Source organism: Cryptosporangium phraense (assembly GCF_006912135.1).
GTDB lineage: Bacteria > Actinomycetota > Actinomycetes > Mycobacteriales > Cryptosporangiaceae > Cryptosporangium > Cryptosporangium phraense.
On sequence record NZ_VIRS01000034.1, the window covers coordinates 38,515 to 55,193 of the forward strand.

Genomic DNA, 16,679 nt, shown 5'->3' on the forward strand with positions numbered 1-16,679 from the left:
ACGAGCACTCAGCGGACCGGGGTGACCTCGGTGATCGCGTTCATCGGGAGCGGGCCGTAGTAGTGCGGGAACGACTCGCCGTCCGCGTTCACTTCCCAGCGCAACTGCTCGCCGAGCGTCTCGGCGTCTACCGCCAGTAGCCACAGCCCCGTCTCGCCGCCGAAGAACCGGTCCAGCGTCCCGGGCAGCTGCGTCGCCGTCGACAGGTGGACGAAGCCGTCCCGGAGGTCGTCGGGCGAACCCTCGTACCGCTCGGTGGCCTGCGCAGCCGCCCACTCGTCGGCGCGGAGAACTTTGTACACGGTCGTCACCGACCAACCGTATTACGTCACCCAGACCTGCGCGAGGTCCGGCACCGCCCACAACGAGCTCACGAACAGCCCCTGCACCTTCGACCCGCGCAGCGCCAGCCGGCGCTGGTCGAAGAACGGGATGGCCGGCGCCAGCCGCCGGATCCGGAGCGCCAGCGCCGCGTACTCGGCCGCCGCCCGTTTCCGGTCGGGCATCAGCGCGATCCGCTTCAGCTCCGAGTTCGTGACCGGTTCGCGCAGATAACTGAAGTTCGTACTCCCGACCGCCCGGGCCCCGGTACTCGAGTACAGCAGCGGCAGCATCGCGTTGCCGTCCAGGTAATCCGGCGCCCATTCGCACAGGTACAGGTCGTACGGGTTGCTCCAGGCCCCGATCGCGGCCAGGTACTGGTCGGACGGCACCGCCACCGGCCGCACGGTCACGCCCGCCCGCAAGAAAGCGGAGCCCACAGCGTCCGCGAGCCGTTTGCCCTCACTATTAGCCCGATACGCGAACACGAGCGTCACCGCCTCGCCGTGCAGCGCGGCCCGGGCCGCCGCCGGGTCGCCCGACCGCCGGGCCCGCGACTGGTCTTCCGGATACCCCGGTAACCGCGGCGAGAGCAGGCTGGTCGTGAGCTCCCCGACGTACGGACCGCCCATCGCGTCCAGCGCCGACTCCGGGTTGAACGCCAGGCTCAGCGCCCGCCGCCGCTCGGCCGACGGCACCCGCTGCGTGTTGAAGCACAGGTCGCGGTGCCCGGCACCGGGTCCGTCGACGATCCGGTCGGTGCCGACGACCTGCCCCGCCAGCGCCGAGTCGACCGTGCTCAGCTGGATCCCGCGCGGATCCTCGTCGGCCATCATCAGCCGGGTCACGTCGGGCCGGGACCGGCCGAAGTGGACCACGTACCGGTCCGGATAGTCGGTGCGCACCGGATCCGACTTCGCCCTCCAGGCCGGATTCCGGACCAGCGTGAGGTCACCCCCGGCCCGGTACGACCCCGACACCCGGTACGGCCCGGTCACCGGCAGAGGGTTCCGCACGGTCGGCTTCCACCCGAGCGGGACCGCCGCGGTGACCGGCAACGCGGCCACCGACGGCAGGTCCGGGTGCGCCGCCGGGAAGCGCAGCCGCAGGGTCCGGGCGTCGAGCGGTTCGACTCCCGGCGGGTACGGCCGGTCCGCCGTCGGACCGGCGTAGAACGTGCGGAAGTCCGGCGTGCCGGCCAGCCACTGCTGCAGGTACGAGGGCCCGGTCATACCCGGTCCGAACGACCGCGCGATGCCCCGCGCCACGTCGACCGCGGTCACCAGCGTGCCGTCGGCGAACGTCGCGTCTCCCCGGATCGTGAACTCCCAGGTCTGCCCGCCGTCGGTGCTGCGTCCGGTGTCGGTGGCCAGGTCGCCGACGAGCGTCGGCGAGGTCGTGGGGCTCTGCCGGTAGGCGGTGAGCGTCCGGGCTAGCAGCCGCGAGCTGGCCATCATCCCGTCGCCGAAATGGTTGAGCGCCGGGTCGAGCTCCCAGTAGCGCGCGGCCGCGTAGACCACCGCGGTCCCGCCCCGCCGGGCTCCCTCGACCGCGCGGGCCGGCCCGACCGCGGAGTCGTCGGCCGCGAACTGCCGGACGGCGGTCTCCACCGGCCCGGTCGGCGAGGCCCGGATCGCGTCCGGCGCGTCCGTCGACCGGCCGGCCCAGAGCACGACGGCCGCGGCCAGGACCGCGGCCACGACCGCCGCCGCGGCCGTCCCGAGCACGACCCGCCGTCGCGGTCTGCCGCTCTCCTCGACCCTCGTCGCCTTTTCTGACGCTATGCGGCGAACCACCGCCGGACGCTCGCCACCGCCCGGGGCCGGTGGCGGCAACTCCGGAACGGCGACCTCCACGGTGGGGTCGGTGGCCGCGACTGCGCCGGGCAGCGACGACAGCGGCGGCGAGTCGGGACGGCGGAGCGTCAGACCGCTGAGGATCTCGGCGGTGCGGGGCCGGCGGGCCGGGTCTTTCCGCAGCGCGGCCGCGACCAGATTGCGCAGCGCCGGGTCGAGGCCCTCCAGGTTCGGCTCGGACTCCAACGTCTTGAACAGCATCACCTCCGGCGGCCCGACGCCGAACGGCGGCCGTCCGGTGCCGGCGAAACACACGGCCGCGCCCCAGGCGTACACGTCGGTGGCCGCGGTCACCGGCTCGCCCCGGAACTGCTCCGGCGCCATGTACGGCGGCGACCCGATCGCACCGGTGGTCAGCCCGCTCACCACGTCGGCGGCCCGGGCGATGCCGAAGTCGATCACCCGCGGCCCGAACCGCGACAGGATCACGTTGCTGGGCTTGAGGTCGCGGTGGATGATGCCGGCCTCGTGGATGGCGGTCAGCGCGGTGACGATCCCGATCGCCAGCTGGTCGAGTGCCCCGCCGTCCAGCGGACCCTGCTCGTCGACGACTTCCTGCAGCGTCGGTCCGTCGACGAATTCCGTGACCAGGAACGGCTGCTCTCCGTCCACGTCGACATGAAGGACCGCGGCCGTGCTGAAGCGGGCCACCCGGGCCGCGAGGGTCGCTTCCGACCGGAAGCGGGTCCGGAACTCGGCCGCCTCGGCCAGATGCGGGTGGATCACCTTGACCGCGACCGGACGCCCGTCGCCGGAGACGCCGGCGTAGACGATTCCCATCCCACCGGAGCCGAGCCGGCCGGTGAGGCGGTACTGACCGAGTTGTCGCGGGTCGTTCGAGCGGAGGGGTTGCTCTTTACCCACCCGTGCCCCTTCTCCCGGATTCAGGCCGCAGCGTAGCGGCGGTGCGCCAGATCACCGCACCGGGTCGGGCTGAATCGGAACAGTCTTCCTGAATCGAGTGCGTTCACTCACAGGCGGGCACGGGAAACGGTATGGCCTCATAGCCTCTCCGCATTCGACCGCCGGTGAAGAGGGGGACGACTCGTGCCTGATACCAAGTACGTCTACGACTTCGCCGAGGGGAACAAGGACCTCAAGGATCTCCTCGGCGGCAAGGGCGCCAACCTCGCCGAGATGACCAACCTCGGCCTGCCGGTTCCGCCCGGTTTCACGATCACGACCGAGGCCTGCACGGTCTTCCTGGAGACCGGCTCCACCCCGGACGGCCTCGACGACGAGGTCTCGACCCACCTGGCCGCGCTGGAGGAGGCCCGCGGCAAGCGGCTCGGCGACCCGGACGACCCGCTGCTGGTCAGCGTCCGCTCGGGCGCGAAGTTCTCGATGCCCGGGATGATGGAGACCGTCCTCAACGTCGGCTTGAACGACCGGTCGGTCGAGGGCCTGGCCCGCCAGGCCGACAACCCCCGCTTCGCGTGGGACTCCTACCGGCGGCTGATCCAGATGTTCGGCAAGACCGTCCAGCACATCGAGGGCGAGGCGTTCGAGGACGCTCTGGACGAGGTGAAGCGGGCCAAGGGCACCGAGAACGACCTCGATCTGGACTCCGACGACCTCAGGCAGCTCGTCGACGTCTACAAGGGCATCGTGCGGGAGCACACCGGCGAGGACTTCCCGCAGGACCCGCGGGAGCAGATGTCGCAGGCGGTCAACGCGGTGTTCGCATCCTGGAACTCCGACCGGGCCGTGCTCTACCGGCGGCAGGAGCGGATCCCCGGCGACCTCGGCACCGCGGTGAGCGTCGTCGCGATGGTCTTCGGGAACCTGGGCCTGGACTCGGGTACCGGGGTCGCGTTCACCCGCGACCCGGGGACCGGCGAGCAGGGCGTCTACGGCGACTACCTGCAGAATGCCCAGGGCGAGGACGTCGTGGCCGGCATCCGGAACACGGTGCCGCTGCAGGACCTCGAGAAAATCGACAAGACCTCGTACGACCGCCTGATGGAGATCATGGCGACGCTCGAGGGTCACTACCAGGATCTCTGCGACATCGAGTTCACGATCGAGTCCGGCCAGCTCTGGATGCTCCAGACCCGGGTCGGCAAGCGCACCGCGGCGGCGGCCTTCCGGATCGCGTCGCAGCTGGTCGACGAAGGCGTCATCGATCTGGATGAAGCGGTTCAGCGGGTCACCGGGGAGCAGCTCGTCCAGCTGATGTTCCCGCAGTTCGACACGTCGGCGAAGGTGCACCAGCTGGGCCGAGGCATGTCGGCGTCGCCGGGCGCGGCGGTCGGCAAGGCCGTGTTCGACTCGTACACCGCGGTGAAGTGGTCGCGGTCGGGCGAGGACGTGATCCTGGTCCGGCGGGAGACGAACCCGGACGACCTGAACGGGATGATCGCGGCTCGCGGGATCCTGACCAGCCGCGGCGGGAAGACGTCGCACGCGGCCGTGGTCGCGCGGGGCATGGGCAAGACGTGCGTCTGCGGCGCGGAGGAGCTGCAGGTCAACACCAAGCGGCGGTTCCTCACCGCGCCCGACGGCACCGAGGTGCACGAGGGCGACGTGATCTCGGTCGACGGTTCGACCGGGCGGGTCTACCTGGGCGAGGTACCGGTCGTGGACTCGCCGGTCGTCTCGTACTTCGAAGGGAACGCCGATTCCTCCGACGACCTGGTCGAGGCCGTGGACCGGATCATGACGCACGCCGACAGCACCCGCCGGATGGGCGTGCGGGCCAACGCCGACACGGCCGAGGACGCCGAGCGGGCCCGCCGGTTCGGCGCCGAGGGCATCGGGCTGTGCCGCACCGAGCACATGTTCCTGGGCGAGCGGCGTCAGCACGTCGAGCGGCTGATCCTGGCCTCGGACGAGGAGGAGCGGGACGCGGCGCTGGAGGCGTTGCTCCCGCTGCAGCGCTGGGACTTCCTGCAGCTGCTGACCGCGATGGACGGGCTGCCGACGACGATCCGGCTGCTCGACCCGCCGCTGCACGAGTTCCTGCCGAACATCACCGAGCTGTCGGTCCGGGTCGCGCTGGCCGAGTCGCGCGGCGAGAAGAACGAGAACGACCTGCGGCTGATGCAGGCCGTGCACCGGCTGCACGAGGCCAACCCGATGCTGGGGCTGCGCGGTGTGCGGCTCGGGCTGGTCGTGCCGGGGCTGTTCAACCTGCAGACCAGGGCGATCGCCGAGGCCGCGGCCCAGCTGGTGAAGCTGGGCAAGGACCCCAAGCCGGAGATCATGATCCCGCTGGTCGGTTCGGTGCAGGAGCTGGAGATCATCCGGGCCGAGACCTCGCAGGTGCTGCGTGAGGTCGCCGAAGAGACCGGCATCGACCTCGACATTCTGATCGGGACGATGATCGAGCTGCCCCGGGCCGCGCTCACCGCCGACCAGATCGCCGAGGCGGCCCAGTTCTTCTCGTTCGGCACCAACGACCTGACCCAGACGACCTGGGGCTTCTCTCGCGACGACGTCGAGGCGGCGTTCTTCTCGACGTACCTCGAGGTCGGCATCTTCGGCGTCTCGCCGTTCGAGACGATCGACACCGAGGGCGTCGGCGAACTCGTCCGGATCGGCACCGACAAGGGCCGGGCGACCCGTCCGGACCTGAAGGTCGGGGTGTGCGGCGAGCACGGGGGAGACCCCGACTCGGTGCACTTCTTCAATGAGGTCGGCCTCGACTACGTGTCGTGCTCCCCGTTCCGCGTCCCGGTGGCCCGCCTGGAGGCCGCCCGCGCCACCGTGGCCCAGGGAGGCGGTTCGGACTCGCGCTGATCGACGAGCCCTACGTCAGGCCCCGCGCGACCGCGGCGAGGAACCCGGTGGCGGTGCGGTCGTCCACGGTCAGCGGGTCGGCGGAGAGGGTGAGGTGGGCGATCGTGCGGATGGCCAGGACCTCGCCGTCCGGGGTGGGCACCGCCGTCGGGCGGCGGGCCGGGGCGGCCAGGGTGAGGATCGGGCCGGTCCAGCCCGGGATCGCCGGGGCGGCCAGCACGGCGTGCGGCTCCTCGATCACGAGCAGCGTGCGGGCCGGGTCGAGCTTGGCCTTGGCCGGGTCGGCCAGCAGCTTCCCGATGCCGTCGACGTTCAGGTCACGGACGCCCGGCAGGTAGGCCAGGTGCCCGTCGATCCGGGTCGCGATCGGGTATTCGCCCAGCTCACCGGCGTCCACAACCGACTTGAGCAGGACCGCGAGACCGGCACCGGAGTCGGTGACGTCGGCCTCGACGGCGAAGAACGAGCGCGCCGCGCTCGCCACCGCGGGTTCCTCGACCACGGCGGGCTCCTCGACCACGGCCGGGTCCTCCGCGGCCGCGGAGGACGACCGCGACGCGGCCGCTTCGACGTCGGAGACGCGGATGCGCCCACCGATCCCGGTGCCGACGACGGTCGTCAGGTCGACGCCGGCCTCGGCGGCGAACGCGCGGACGCCGGGGGTCACCCACGACAGCGGCGGCGCATCGAACTCGGTGCTGAACAGGACGCCGTGCGGCATCAGAGAACTCCAGGGGGTGCGGTGGACTCGCGGAGCACCAGCTCCATCGGGCCGTCGACGGTCTCGGCGACCGCGTCGTCGGGGTCGGTACTGGCCAGCCGCTCGACGCCTCGGCGGCCGAGCTCCTCCAGCGGCATCCGCACGGTCGTCAGCGCGGGTACCAGGTACTCGGCCAGCGGCAGGTCGTGCACCGCGACGATCGAGAGCTCGTCCGGGACGCGCACGCCGGCGCGGTAAGCGGCCCGCAACGCACCGATCGCCGACGCCACGTTGGCGACGAACACCGCGGTGGGCCGGGGCGTGCGCCCGAGCAGCTCGGTCATCGCCTGGAAGCCGCCCTCGGCGGTGTAGTCGGCCCGGACCTCCAGCGCCGGGTCGGGCGCGCGGCCGTGCAGGCGCATCGCGGCCCGGTAGCCGCCGGCCCGCCGGGACGCGGTGTCGGAGCCGTCCGGGCCGGCCAGGTGCGCGATCCGCGTGTGACCGAGGCTGACGAGGTGCTCGACTGCCATCGTCGCCGCGCCCTCGTCGTCCAGAATGATGTGCCGGGTCGCGTCGGTCATGCTCCAGTTGAGCAGCAGCCAGGGCATCCGCGACGCCCGTAGGGCGTCGAGGGTGGCGGACGCGCGAACCCCGCCGGCCAGCAGCAGACCGTCGACGCGGCCGTCGGCCAGCAGGTCCAGATAGGGCTTGGCCGAGCCGGCGACCCGGCCCGAGCCGGTGACCAGCACGCACTCCCGATCGGCGGCAGCGGCCTCGGCACCCTTGATGATCTCGGCGTACACCGGGTTCGCGTAGTCGGGGATGAACAGGCCGAACGTCCGGCTCAACCGGGTCCGCAGCGTGCGCGCGGCCGCGTTCGGCCGGTAGCCGAGCGTCTTCACCGAGGCCAGCACGCGCTCGCGGGTCTCCGGGCGGATGTTCAGGCCCGGGTCGTCGTTCATCACCCGCGAGATCACCGAGCGGTCGACGCCCGCGTGCGCGGCGACGTCGGCGAGGGTCACGCGTTTGGAAGGTAGCCGGTCGATCACCGTGGGGATTCTTCCGGAGTCTGGGCCTCGCCCGTGGCCATCGAGCGATACAGAGCCTCGACGAGCGCGAGCGTGCCCAGATTGTCGCGCCCGGACGTCTCGGGCTCGGTGTCGGTGGCGATCGCCCGGAGCAGGGAGCCCATCGGGCCGGCGAACGCGTCGGGGATCCAGCGGCGGGTGACCGGGTAGTCGAGCCAGCCGTCGGTGTGTTTCTCCGAGTTGACCCTCAGGGTGTCCGGACGCCCGTGCGGGTAGTCGTAGAGCAGCCCGATCGTGCCCTTGATCGACCCCTCCGACCCGTCGATGCGGTATTCGGCCCGCGCGTCCCCGGTGCGGTTCTCGTGGTTGACGTGCAGGATCGCATGTTCACCGCCGGGAAAGCTCAGCGTGGTGGCCGTGCGCGTCTCGCCGACGACCTTCTGACCCGGCGTCCGAGAGCCGATCGCGTAGGCGCGGTTCGGATTGCCGAGCAGGGCCCGCACCGAGTCCAGGTAGTGGATCGAGTGGTACCAGATCTCGAGGTTCTCGAGTTCGGCCAGCCAGGCCCAGGTCGAGAAGTCCGTGACGATGGTGACGTTGAACTCGAACGCGGTGACCTCGCCGACCCAGCCGGCCCTGGCCATCGCGATCGCCGCGGCGATGCCTTCCTCGAAGCGCATCTGCTGGTTGACCGCGATCTTCCGGTTCGCCTGCTCGGCCGCGGCCACCATTCGGCGGGCGGTGGCGAGGTCCTCCGCGAAGGGCTTCTGGCACAGCAGATGCTTCCCGGCGTCCACGGCCCGGTGGACGATCGCCGGCTGGGCGCGGGCGGGCACCGCGATGTCGACGACGTCGACCGGGCTGCTCAGCAATTCGTCGAGGCTCTGGTACACCGCCGGGATGCCATGGCGGGCGGCGACCTCGTGGGCGCGGTCCTGGTCGAGGTCGAAGATGCCGGCGACGTCGAGGCCGGCCCGCCGGTACGCGGGCAGGTGGGCGACGTCGACGATCGCACCGGCTCCGACGATCGCGATCGGCCGCTTGTGCTCCTCGGCGACGCGCAGATCCGTGGCCGCCGCGATGGCGGTGACTTCGTCGAGCATGCGGGCTCCTTACGGGAAGCGGTAGAAGGTGCTCGCTCCTTACGGGAAGCGGTAGAAGGCGCTCGCTCCTTACGGGAAGCGGTAGAAGGCGCTCGCGGTGCCGCCGAGGATCGCGGCGCGGTCTTCCGGGGCGATCAGCTGCCGGATCGCGTCCCACGTCCGTCGGTAGCCGCCGCCGAGCACCGAGACCGGCCAGTCGCTGCCCCACATCAGCCGGCCGGGCCCGAAGACCGCCAGCCCGTGGTCGACGTAACGGCGCAGATCGTCGGCGGTCCAGTCCGGCGCGGCGGCCGTGTCGAGGCCGGAGAGCTTCGCGTACACGTTCGGGTACTCGCCGGCCCGCGCGAGCAGGGTGGCCCAGGGCTGCCAGCCGTTCCCGGCGATCGGCGGCTTGGCCAGGTGGTCGATCACGATGCGCAGCTCCGGGAACGCCTCGGCCAGCGTGGGCACGTGCTCGAGGTGGCGGGGGATCGTCGCGATCTGGTCCCAGGTGAGGCCGTCCGCGGCGACGAGGCCGAGTGACTCCTGCACGGCCGGCCGGAGGATCCAGTCCGGGTCGGGCTCGTCGTGCACCTGGTGCCGCACGCCGACGTAGCGGGGGTCCTTGCCGTAGCTCGCGAGGGCCCGGGCGGTGGCTTCCGGGTCCAGCAGCGGCACCCAGCCCACGACCGCGGCGATCCGCGGGTGCGCGTCGGCCTGCGCGAGCATCGAGTCGGTGTCGGCCAGGCTCGGCTCGGCCTGGACCAGGACGGTGCGGTCGACGCCGCACTCGTCGAGCTGCGGCTCGAGCTCATCGAAGCCGAACGTGCGGTGGATCGGGCCGGCGTCCGGCGTCAGCCAGGCGTACTCGAGCGCGTCGATGTCCCAGAGATGTTGATGGGCGTCGACGATGAGGGGCATGCGTGACTCCCTGGTCGTGGGGCATGATGGGCTGAACTGTAAGTCAAACGATTGACCCGTCGCAAGGAGGCAGTGGTGCTCAGACTTCTCGGCCGTACCTTCGACGGCTTCGAGCGAGCGGTGGAGGCACAGGCGTCGGTGCCGGTGGCGGCGTCCTGGGTGGAGTTGCCGTCGCTGGAGCACGCGGTGCTGTCGTCGGACGCTCTGCTGGACGGCTCGGTGGACCTCGCGCTGGTCGTCAGCGACTGGCTGCCCGCGCTGATCGAGCAGGGCAAGGTCCTCGACCTCGCGCCCCGCCTGGCGGCGGCGCCGCCGCCGGACTGGCCGGACGGCTGGAGCCCGTCGATGCGTCTGCTCCAGACCCGTGGCGACCGGGTGTACGGCGTGCCGTACCACGACGGCCCGATGATGCTCCTGTACCGGCCAGACCTTTTTGCGGACGCCCGGGAGCAGGCCGGTTTCGCCGAGCGCGTCGGCTACCCGCTGGCGCCGCCGGCCTCGTGGGAGCAGTTCCTGGACGTGGCCCGGTGGTTCACCCGTCCGGGGCTGTACGGCACGGTGCTGGCCGGCCAGCCGGACGGGCACAACGACGTGTACGACTTCCTGCTGCAGCTGTGGAGCCGGGGCGGTGAGCTGTCGTCGCTGGCCGGCCCGGCCGCCGTGTCCGGCCTGGAGTTCCTGCGTCGGCTGCGCCGGGAGAGGCTCGTCGACCCGGCGTCGATGGAGTGGGACAGCGTCGCGTCCGGGGAGCACTTCGCGGCCGGCGAGGCGGCGCTGATGGTGAACTGGGCCGGGTACGCGGCGATGTGCGCGCCGGGCGCGGTCGCGTGCGCGCCGGTGCCGAACGGGGTGTCGCTGAACATCTACTGGGTGTGGGTGGTGGCCGCGGGGTCGGCCGCTCCGGGCCCGGCCTACGAGTTCCTGAAGCACCTCGCCTCGCCGGAGATGGACGTGATCACGTCGCTGTCCGGCGCGACCGGGGTACGGCTGTCCACCTGGCGGGACCCCCGGGTGCGGGCCCTCTCGCCGTACTACGAGGTGATCGAAGAGGTGCACCGCGGGGTGCTCAGCCCGCCGCCGGTCACCGACTGGCCGTCGGTGGCCGGTGTGCTGTCGTCGGCGATCCACGACGTCATGCGCGAGAGGGTGGACCCGGCGGCGGCCCTGGCGGCCGCGTCGGCCGAGATCGACGCGGTCGGGTGGCTCCGCTGATCAGAAGCCGGCGACCGCGTGCGGGGCGTAGGGCTCCTCTAGCGCGCTCAGTTCGTCGGCGCTGAGTTCGACGTCGACGGCGGCCACGGCGTCGTCCAGATGCGACAGCTTGCTGGCCCCGATGATCGGCGCGGACACCCCGGGCTTGGCCAACATCCAGGCCAGCGCGGCCTGCGCGCGGGGCACCCCGCGGGCGTCGGCGATCCGGGCCACCGCCTCGATCACCGCGCGGTCGGCGTCGAGATCGTAGAGCCGGTTGCCGAACGCGTCGTTCTCGCTGCGGTTGGTGGTGGTCTCCGGATCGCGGGTCAGCCGGCCGCGGGCCAGCGGCGACCACGGGATGAGGCCGACGCCCTCGTCGACGCAGAGCGGGATCATCTCCCGCTCCTCCTCGCGGTTGAGCAGGTTGTAGTGGTTCTGCATGCTGACGAACGGCGTCCAGCCGTTCCGCTCCTGCACCCGCAGGTACTTCCCGAACTGCCAGGCCCACATCGAGCTGGCCCCGATGTACCGCGCCTTCCCGGCCTTGACGACGTCGTGCAGCGCCTCGGCCGTCTCCTCGATCGGCGTCACCGGGTCGAACCGGTGGATCTGGTAGAGGTCGACGTAGTCGGTGCCGAGGCGTCGCAGGCTGTGGTCGATCTCGCTGAGGATCGCCTTGCGCGACAGCCCGCCGCCGTTCGGGCCCTCGTGCATCCGGCCGTGGACCTTGGTGGCGAGCACGATCTCGTCGCGGTTCGCGAAGTCGCCGAGCGCCTTGCCGACGATCTCCTCGCTGCTGCCGTCCGAGTACACGTTCGCGGTGTCGAAGAAGTTGATGCCGGACTCGATCGCCTGCTTGATGAACGGGCGGCTCTCGTCCTCGGGCAGCGTCCACTCGTGGTTGCCGCGCTTCGGGTCGCCGTACGTCATGCACCCCAGGCAGATCCGGGAGACCTCCAGGCCGGTGCGTCCCAGGCGGGTGTATTTCATCGGAGCTCCTTCACGAGGCGGGCGTGCCAGGCCACGGCGGCGGGGTCGGTCAGGCTGGCGACCTGGTCGACGACGACCCGCAGCCGGGCCGCGTCGTCGGACGCGGCCTTCCACAGGGGTGCGAACACCGGGTCGAGGGCGTCGGGGGCGCGGCGCAGCAGCGCGTCGACCAGCGTGGTCAGGACTTCCCGCTGCCACTCGTAGCGTTCCCGGGCCCCGGGGCGGTTCATCACGTACCGGAGCGCAAGCCCCTTGAGCAGCGCGCATTCGGCGCGGGCCCGGCGCGGTACGACGAGGTCGGCGGCGTAGCCCGCCAGCGGCTCGGGGCCGGCGACCTCGCGGGTGGCCCGCACCGCCACCGCCGACAAGCGGCCGACCAGCGCGCTCGTCACCTGTTTCAGCCGGGCCTGGGCCGGGTGGCTGCCGTCGTAGCCGATCAGCCCGTCGACGACCGGCTCGGCGAGCAGCTCGGTGAGCACCTCGAGCAGGTCGTCGGGCGATTCCGGCGAGTACCACCGGGCCACGTCGGCGCAGAGCGCCCGTCGCTCGTCGGGGTCTCGCAGTGCCTCCACCTTCACGTGGCCGGCGTGTACACCGTCTTCGAGGTCGTGCACCGAGTACGCGACGTCGTCGGCCCAGTCCATGACCTGGGCCTCCAGGCATTTCCGGCTGGCCGGGGCGCCCCGCCGGTACCACTGGAACACCGGGAGGTCATCGGTGTACACGCCGAACTTGCGCGTGCCGGGTGTGCGCTCCCACGGGTACTTCGTCACCGCGTCGAGCGTCGCCCGGGTGAGGTTCAGACCCGCGCCGGGGACCTTGGCCTCCAGCCGGCTGACGACCCGCAGGGTCTGGGCGTTGCCCTCGAAGCCGCCGGCGGCGTCGGCGACCTCGTTGAGCGCGTCCTCGCCGTTGTGTCCGAACGGCGGGTGCCCCAGGTCGTGGGCCAGACCCGCGGTGTCGACGACGTCCGGGTCGGCGCCGAGGGCGACGCCCATCTCGCGGGCGATCTGCGCGACCTCGAGCGAGTGGGTCAGCCGGGTGCGCAGGAAGTCGTCCTCGCCCGCGGTGATCACCTGGGTCTTCGCGGCCAGCCGGCGGAACCCGGCCGAGTGCAGCACCCGGGCCCGATCGCGCTGGAACGGCGTCCGTCCGGTGCCCGGGTCCTTGGTGGGTTCAGCGACGAACCTCTCGTCGCCCGTCACCAGACCGCGCGGGCCGAGCCCGCGGTCAGGACCGACCAGACGCCGGGCTTGACCTCCCACTCGCGGCGGTTGACCGGATCGCTGACCTCGCCGTCGGTGTTGACCCGGAACGGATCGTCCGCGGTGACGACCACCTTCCGACCGCGGTACACGGTGACGTCGTCCCGCCGGATGTGGACGCCGTCGCGCAGGGCCATCCCGTACGCGTACCGGTTGCGCGCGCCCTGCACCGCGGCCACGACGACGTCGAGCAGACCGTCGTCCGGCTCGGCGTTGGGGGCCAGCGGGGTGCCGCCGCCGATCGAGCGTCCGATGCCGATGCCGAGCATGAGGACCGGCGTGGTTTTGTCGTGCACTGTTTCGCCGTCGACCTCGATGCGCATTTCCCAGCCCTCGCTGGTGAAGCCGGCGACCATCGCGCCGAGAGGGTAGGCGGCGACGCCGAACGTCGGTTTCCAGTCCGAGGCGAGCCGCCCGGCCTCCGCGCCGACACCCGCATGCCCGGCGTTGACCATCACCTCGCCGCTGTCGTCGACCGCGATGTCGAGCGCGCGCGGGCGCCCGTCGAGCACGGTCTCGGCCGCGCCGACCGGGTCGAGCGGGATACCGAGCGTCCGGGCCAGGTCGTTGCCGGTGCCGAGCGGGATCAACCCGAACGGACGCCCGGCGTCGAGCAGGTGCGCGTCGTACAGCAGCTGGACGGCCGCGTGCAGCGACCCGTCGCCGCCGGCCAGCACCGTCGTCCGTTCCCGGTGGACGCGGAGGGCCGCGCCGAGCGCGTCGAGGTCGGCGGTGCGCGCGACGACCACGTCGGCGACCCGGCGCAGCACCTCGACCGCCTTGTCGACGGCAGCGAGCTCGGTGCTACCTGCACCCTCGTTGACGATCACCAGCAGCTCGCGCGGCATGGGATGAGCCTATGGTGCGGAGTTGTCCACAGCGACTCCGGTGGGTGTCGACGGGGGTGGAGGGGGTCTGTTTCAGTGCGGGTATGAGTTCTTCCGATGCCAAGCTGGCGACGATCCGCAAGCTGCTGGCCCAGGCCGAGGACATCGCGGCCAGCCCGGAGGAGGCCGAGACCTTCACCGCGAAGGCGGCCGAGCTGATGGCCCGCTACGGCGTCGACCGCGCGATGCTCGCCGACGGCGACTCGTCCGCCGACCAGATCGCCGACCGCGTCGTGCGGCTCGACCCGCCCTACGCGCTCGACAAGCTGGGGCTGCTGGTGAGCGTCGCGCTGACGCTGGGCCTACGGGTGGTGCAGCGGACGGGGTTCGGTCCCCGGGGCAAGGAGGTCTCGGCGCTGCTGTTCGGCTACGGCTCGGACATCGAACGCGTCGAGATCCTGTTCACGTCGCTGTTGCTGCAGGCCGTGCGGGGCTTGGCGGTGGCCAGGGTGCCGTCGGGCGAGCACAAGGCCGCGTACCGCCGGGCCTGGTTGGCCGGCTTCAGTGCGACCGTGTGTCGTCGCCTGGAGGAGGCGGAGTCCCGTGCGCGGGAGTCGGCGACGGAGCCCAGCGCGGCGGGACGGTCGGCCGAGTTGGTGCTGGCGGACCGGCGGACGGTGGTGGACGCGAGGTTCGCGGAGGCGTTCCCGAGTTTGGGGTCGGCGCCTCGGAGGATGTTGTCGGGGAGTGGAGCGGGGGACGGGGCGGCGGCCGGCGCGCGAGCTGACCTGGGCGGGCCGACGTTGGGCCGGCGAAGTCGCTCCCTGAACCGATAGCCGCGCCGCCCGCGCCCGCGACCCCAGGACCCCCCGCATCGTTGCGTCGCTGGGCCGCTGGGCCGCTGGGCCGCCGGGCCGCCGGACCGCCGGGCCGCCGGACCGCCGGGCCGCCGGACCGTCGGGCCGTCGGGCCGTCGGGCCGTCGGGCCGTCGCGGCGGCTGCCCGCAGCCTGCGCTCGCCGTCGGCCGCATTTGCCGCGTCGGCCGTACTCGCATACTCGCCGCCCTGCTGCGCCTGCCGCGCCCGCCGCAACTGCCGGATCCGCCGCCCTACCCCGCCTAGCGCCCTGTCGTCCTCTCGCGCGTGCCGTCCTCTCGCGCGTGCCGTCCTCTCGCGCGTGCCGTCCTCTCGCGCGTGCCGTTCTCTCGCGCGTGCTGCCCTGCCGGGCCTGCCGCGCGTGCCGCCCTGCCGGGCCTGCCGCAACTGCCGAATCCGCCGCCCTACCGCGCCTACCGCCGGTCGTCCTCTCGCGCGTGTCGTCCTGTCGCGCGTGTCGTCCTGTCGCGCGTGCCGGGCCTGCCGGGCGGCACGGCCTGCCGGGCCTGCCGGGCCTGCCGGGGCTGCCGGGGCTGCCGCACAGCTTTGCTCGCTGCGCTGTCGCACGGTTTACCCGCTGAGCTGCCGTACGCGCCGCGCGGCCGTACCCGTCGAACCTGCGGCGCTGCTGCCACATGTGCGGCGCTGATGCACCTGGGGGCCGATGTACCTGCCGCACTGCTTCGTCCTCCGCACGTGCGGCATGTCCCGCACCGGCGGCACCGCGGCACCGCCCGCGCTGCGCACGTGCCTCACCCGCCGCATGTCCGGCACCGGCCGCGCTGCGCACGTGCCTCACCTGCCGCGCTGCGCACGTGCCTCACCTGCCGCTCTGCTGCATCGGCCGCGCTGTTGCATCCTCCGCATGTGCCGCGCCGCCGTGAGTGCCGCACCGGCTGCGCTTCCTCGCATGAGGCACCGGCCGCACCTGCCGCTCTGCTGCATCGGCCGCGCCGCCGCACCCGGGCGCGTAACGGACCGACAACACTTGCCGCACCGGCCGCACCGGCCGCACCGGCCGCACCGGCCGCACCGGCCGCACCGGCCGCACCGGCCGCACCGGCCGCACCGGCCGCACCGCTACGGGCTGCACGGGCTGCACGGGCTGCACGGGCTGCACGGGCTGCACGGGCTGCACGGGCTGCACGGGCTGCATGGGCTGCATGGGCTGCACGGCTGCACCGCCTGCGCCGGCTGCACGGCTGCACGGCTGCACGGCTGCACGGCTGCACGGCTGCACGGCTGCACGGCTGCACGGCTGCACCGCCTGCGCCGCCTGCGCCGCCTGCGCCGCCTGCGCCGCCTGCGCCGGCTGCACGGCTGCACGGCTGCACCGGCTGCAGCGGCCGCACGGGCCGTATCGGCCGCGCTGCCGCACCCGCCGCGCTCCCGTGCGTTCCGTGCCTGCCGCATCGAGCGCGCTGCCGCACTTGCCGCCCCTGGCGCGCTGCAACTGTCGCGCTCCCGCGTTCGTCGAATGTCGCAGGTCGGGGGTTGGTCGGGCGGGGTTGGGCGGGGTTGGGCGGTCGGTTGGGAGTGACAGGCCGTGTCAGTCAAACGATTGCTCTTGTGGGGCGCGAAACGCGCTGCTAACGTCCCGGTCAACCGATTGACCTGGAGGTTACGTGGCCGTCGCCATCGATCTCAGCGGTCGTCGTGCGCTCGTCACCGGCGGCGCAGGCGGCCTCGGACTGGCGTGCGCCGAGGTGCTGCTCCAGGCCGGTGCGCGGGTCGTGCTCAGCGACCTTCCCGGGTCGAGGCTGACCGCCGCGGTCGAGGCCCTGTCAGCCAAACACGGCGCCACACCCGACTCCTCGCCCGGCGCAACGCCCCCCGCTTCGCCCCCCGCTTCGCCCCCCGCTTCGCCCCCCGCTTCGC

12 protein-coding genes and 1 pseudogene are annotated in these 16,679 nt (G+C 72.5%); 4 read left to right on the plus strand and 9 right to left on the minus strand.

The annotated features are described in order from the left end of the window. Positions 1-8 precede the first annotated feature (8 nt). Together FL583_RS33050 and FL583_RS33055 are read right to left on the minus strand one after the other, a co-directional pair. Complete coding sequence (locus FL583_RS33050; protein ID WP_142708812.1) at positions 9-311, minus strand: DUF952 domain-containing protein; 303 nt, start codon at positions 309-311, stop codon at positions 9-11. A gap of 12 nt (positions 312-323) precedes the next feature. Further along, entirely contained in the window at positions 324-3,041 is a 2,718-nt protein-coding gene (locus FL583_RS33055) for an ABC transporter substrate-binding protein (RefSeq protein ID WP_142708813.1), read from the minus strand. 183 nt (positions 3,042-3,224) lie between these two features. On the opposite strand from FL583_RS33055, the gene ppdK reads away from it, so the two are divergent. Further along, positions 3,225-5,918: a pyruvate, phosphate dikinase gene (gene ppdK / locus FL583_RS33060; RefSeq protein ID WP_142708814.1), complete on the plus strand. Its 2,694-nt coding sequence runs from the start codon at positions 3,225-3,227 to the stop codon at positions 5,916-5,918. Positions 5,919-5,928: 10 nt separating this feature from the next. Here ppdK and FL583_RS41235 read toward each other — a convergent pair whose 3' ends face one another. From FL583_RS41235 to FL583_RS33080, 4 genes are all read right to left on the minus strand, one after another. Then, the gene (locus tag FL583_RS41235) at positions 5,929-6,639 is read right to left on the minus strand and encodes an E3 binding domain-containing protein (protein ID WP_205752687.1); all 711 of its coding nucleotides are present in this window, start codon (positions 6,637-6,639) and stop codon (positions 5,929-5,931) included. Further along, positions 6,639-7,640: a LacI family DNA-binding transcriptional regulator gene (locus FL583_RS33070; RefSeq protein WP_142708815.1), complete on the minus strand. Its 1,002-nt coding sequence runs from the start codon at positions 7,638-7,640 to the stop codon at positions 6,639-6,641. Before FL583_RS33070 ends, FL583_RS41235 begins: the two co-directional genes overlap by 1 nt. Before the next feature lie 23 nt (positions 7,641-7,663). Then, the gene (locus tag FL583_RS33075; protein ID WP_142708816.1) at positions 7,664-8,749 is read right to left on the minus strand and encodes a Gfo/Idh/MocA family protein; all 1,086 of its coding nucleotides are present in this window, start codon (positions 8,747-8,749) and stop codon (positions 7,664-7,666) included. Positions 8,750-8,818: 69 nt separating this feature from the next. After that, on the minus strand, positions 8,819-9,649 hold the full coding sequence (locus FL583_RS33080) for an amidohydrolase family protein (protein ID WP_142708817.1): 831 nt from the start codon (positions 9,647-9,649) through the stop codon (positions 8,819-8,821). A gap of 75 nt (positions 9,650-9,724) precedes the next feature. Between FL583_RS33080 and FL583_RS33085 the strand changes: the two genes are divergently transcribed. Beyond that, on the plus strand, positions 9,725-10,861 hold the full coding sequence (locus FL583_RS33085; RefSeq protein WP_170323994.1) for an ABC transporter substrate-binding protein: 1,137 nt from the start codon (positions 9,725-9,727) through the stop codon (positions 10,859-10,861). Here FL583_RS33085 and FL583_RS33090 read toward each other — a convergent pair whose 3' ends face one another. Genes FL583_RS33090 through FL583_RS33100 form a run of 3 tightly spaced genes read right to left on the minus strand, consistent with a single transcriptional unit; the run spans position 10,862 to position 13,946 of the window. Further along, positions 10,862-11,833 (minus strand): aldo/keto reductase, encoded by a 972-nt coding sequence (locus FL583_RS33090; RefSeq protein ID WP_142708819.1) that lies wholly within the window; start codon positions 11,831-11,833, stop codon positions 10,862-10,864. Then, positions 11,830-13,038, minus strand: a complete 1,209-nt coding sequence (locus FL583_RS33095; protein ID WP_142708820.1) for a deoxyguanosinetriphosphate triphosphohydrolase — start codon at positions 13,036-13,038, stop codon at positions 11,830-11,832. The genes FL583_RS33090 and FL583_RS33095 overlap by 4 nt, the downstream gene beginning before the upstream one ends. Then, on the minus strand, positions 13,035-13,946 hold the full coding sequence (locus FL583_RS33100; protein WP_142708821.1) for a diacylglycerol/lipid kinase family protein: 912 nt from the start codon (positions 13,944-13,946) through the stop codon (positions 13,035-13,037). The genes FL583_RS33095 and FL583_RS33100 overlap by 4 nt, the downstream gene beginning before the upstream one ends. Positions 13,947-14,029: 83 nt before the next feature. Here FL583_RS33100 and FL583_RS33105 point away from each other — a divergent pair, with 83 nt between their 5' ends. Together FL583_RS33105 and FL583_RS43195 are read left to right on the plus strand one after the other, a co-directional pair. After that, positions 14,030-14,761, plus strand: coding sequence for a DUF2786 domain-containing protein (locus tag FL583_RS33105; protein WP_142708822.1), 732 nt, complete (start codon positions 14,030-14,032; stop codon positions 14,759-14,761). A gap of 1,665 nt (positions 14,762-16,426) precedes the next feature. Further along, positions 16,427-16,582: pseudogene (locus FL583_RS43195) on the plus strand (SDR family NAD(P)-dependent oxidoreductase); the annotation flags it as partial. Positions 16,583-16,679 lie beyond the last annotated feature (97 nt).

Bases quoted from the DNA above. Each gene is read 5' to 3' on its own strand.
- FL583_RS33100 (WP_142708821.1), bottom strand. From the start codon at position 13,946: ATGCCGCGCGAGCTGCTGGTGATCGTCAACGAGGGTGCAGGTAGCACC.
- FL583_RS33105 (WP_142708822.1), top strand. From the start codon at position 14,030: ATGAGTTCTTCCGATGCCAAGCTGGCGACGATCCGCAAGCTGCTGGCC.
- FL583_RS33090 (WP_142708819.1), bottom strand. From the start codon at position 11,833: ATGAAATACACCCGCCTGGGACGCACCGGCCTGGAGGTCTCCCGGATC.
- FL583_RS41235 (WP_205752687.1), bottom strand. From the start codon at position 6,639: ATGCCGCACGGCGTCCTGTTCAGCACCGAGTTCGATGCGCCGCCGCTG.
- FL583_RS33080 (WP_142708817.1), bottom strand. From the start codon at position 9,649: ATGCCCCTCATCGTCGACGCCCATCAACATCTCTGGGACATCGACGCG.
- FL583_RS33075 (WP_142708816.1), bottom strand. From the start codon at position 8,749: ATGCTCGACGAAGTCACCGCCATCGCGGCGGCCACGGATCTGCGCGTC.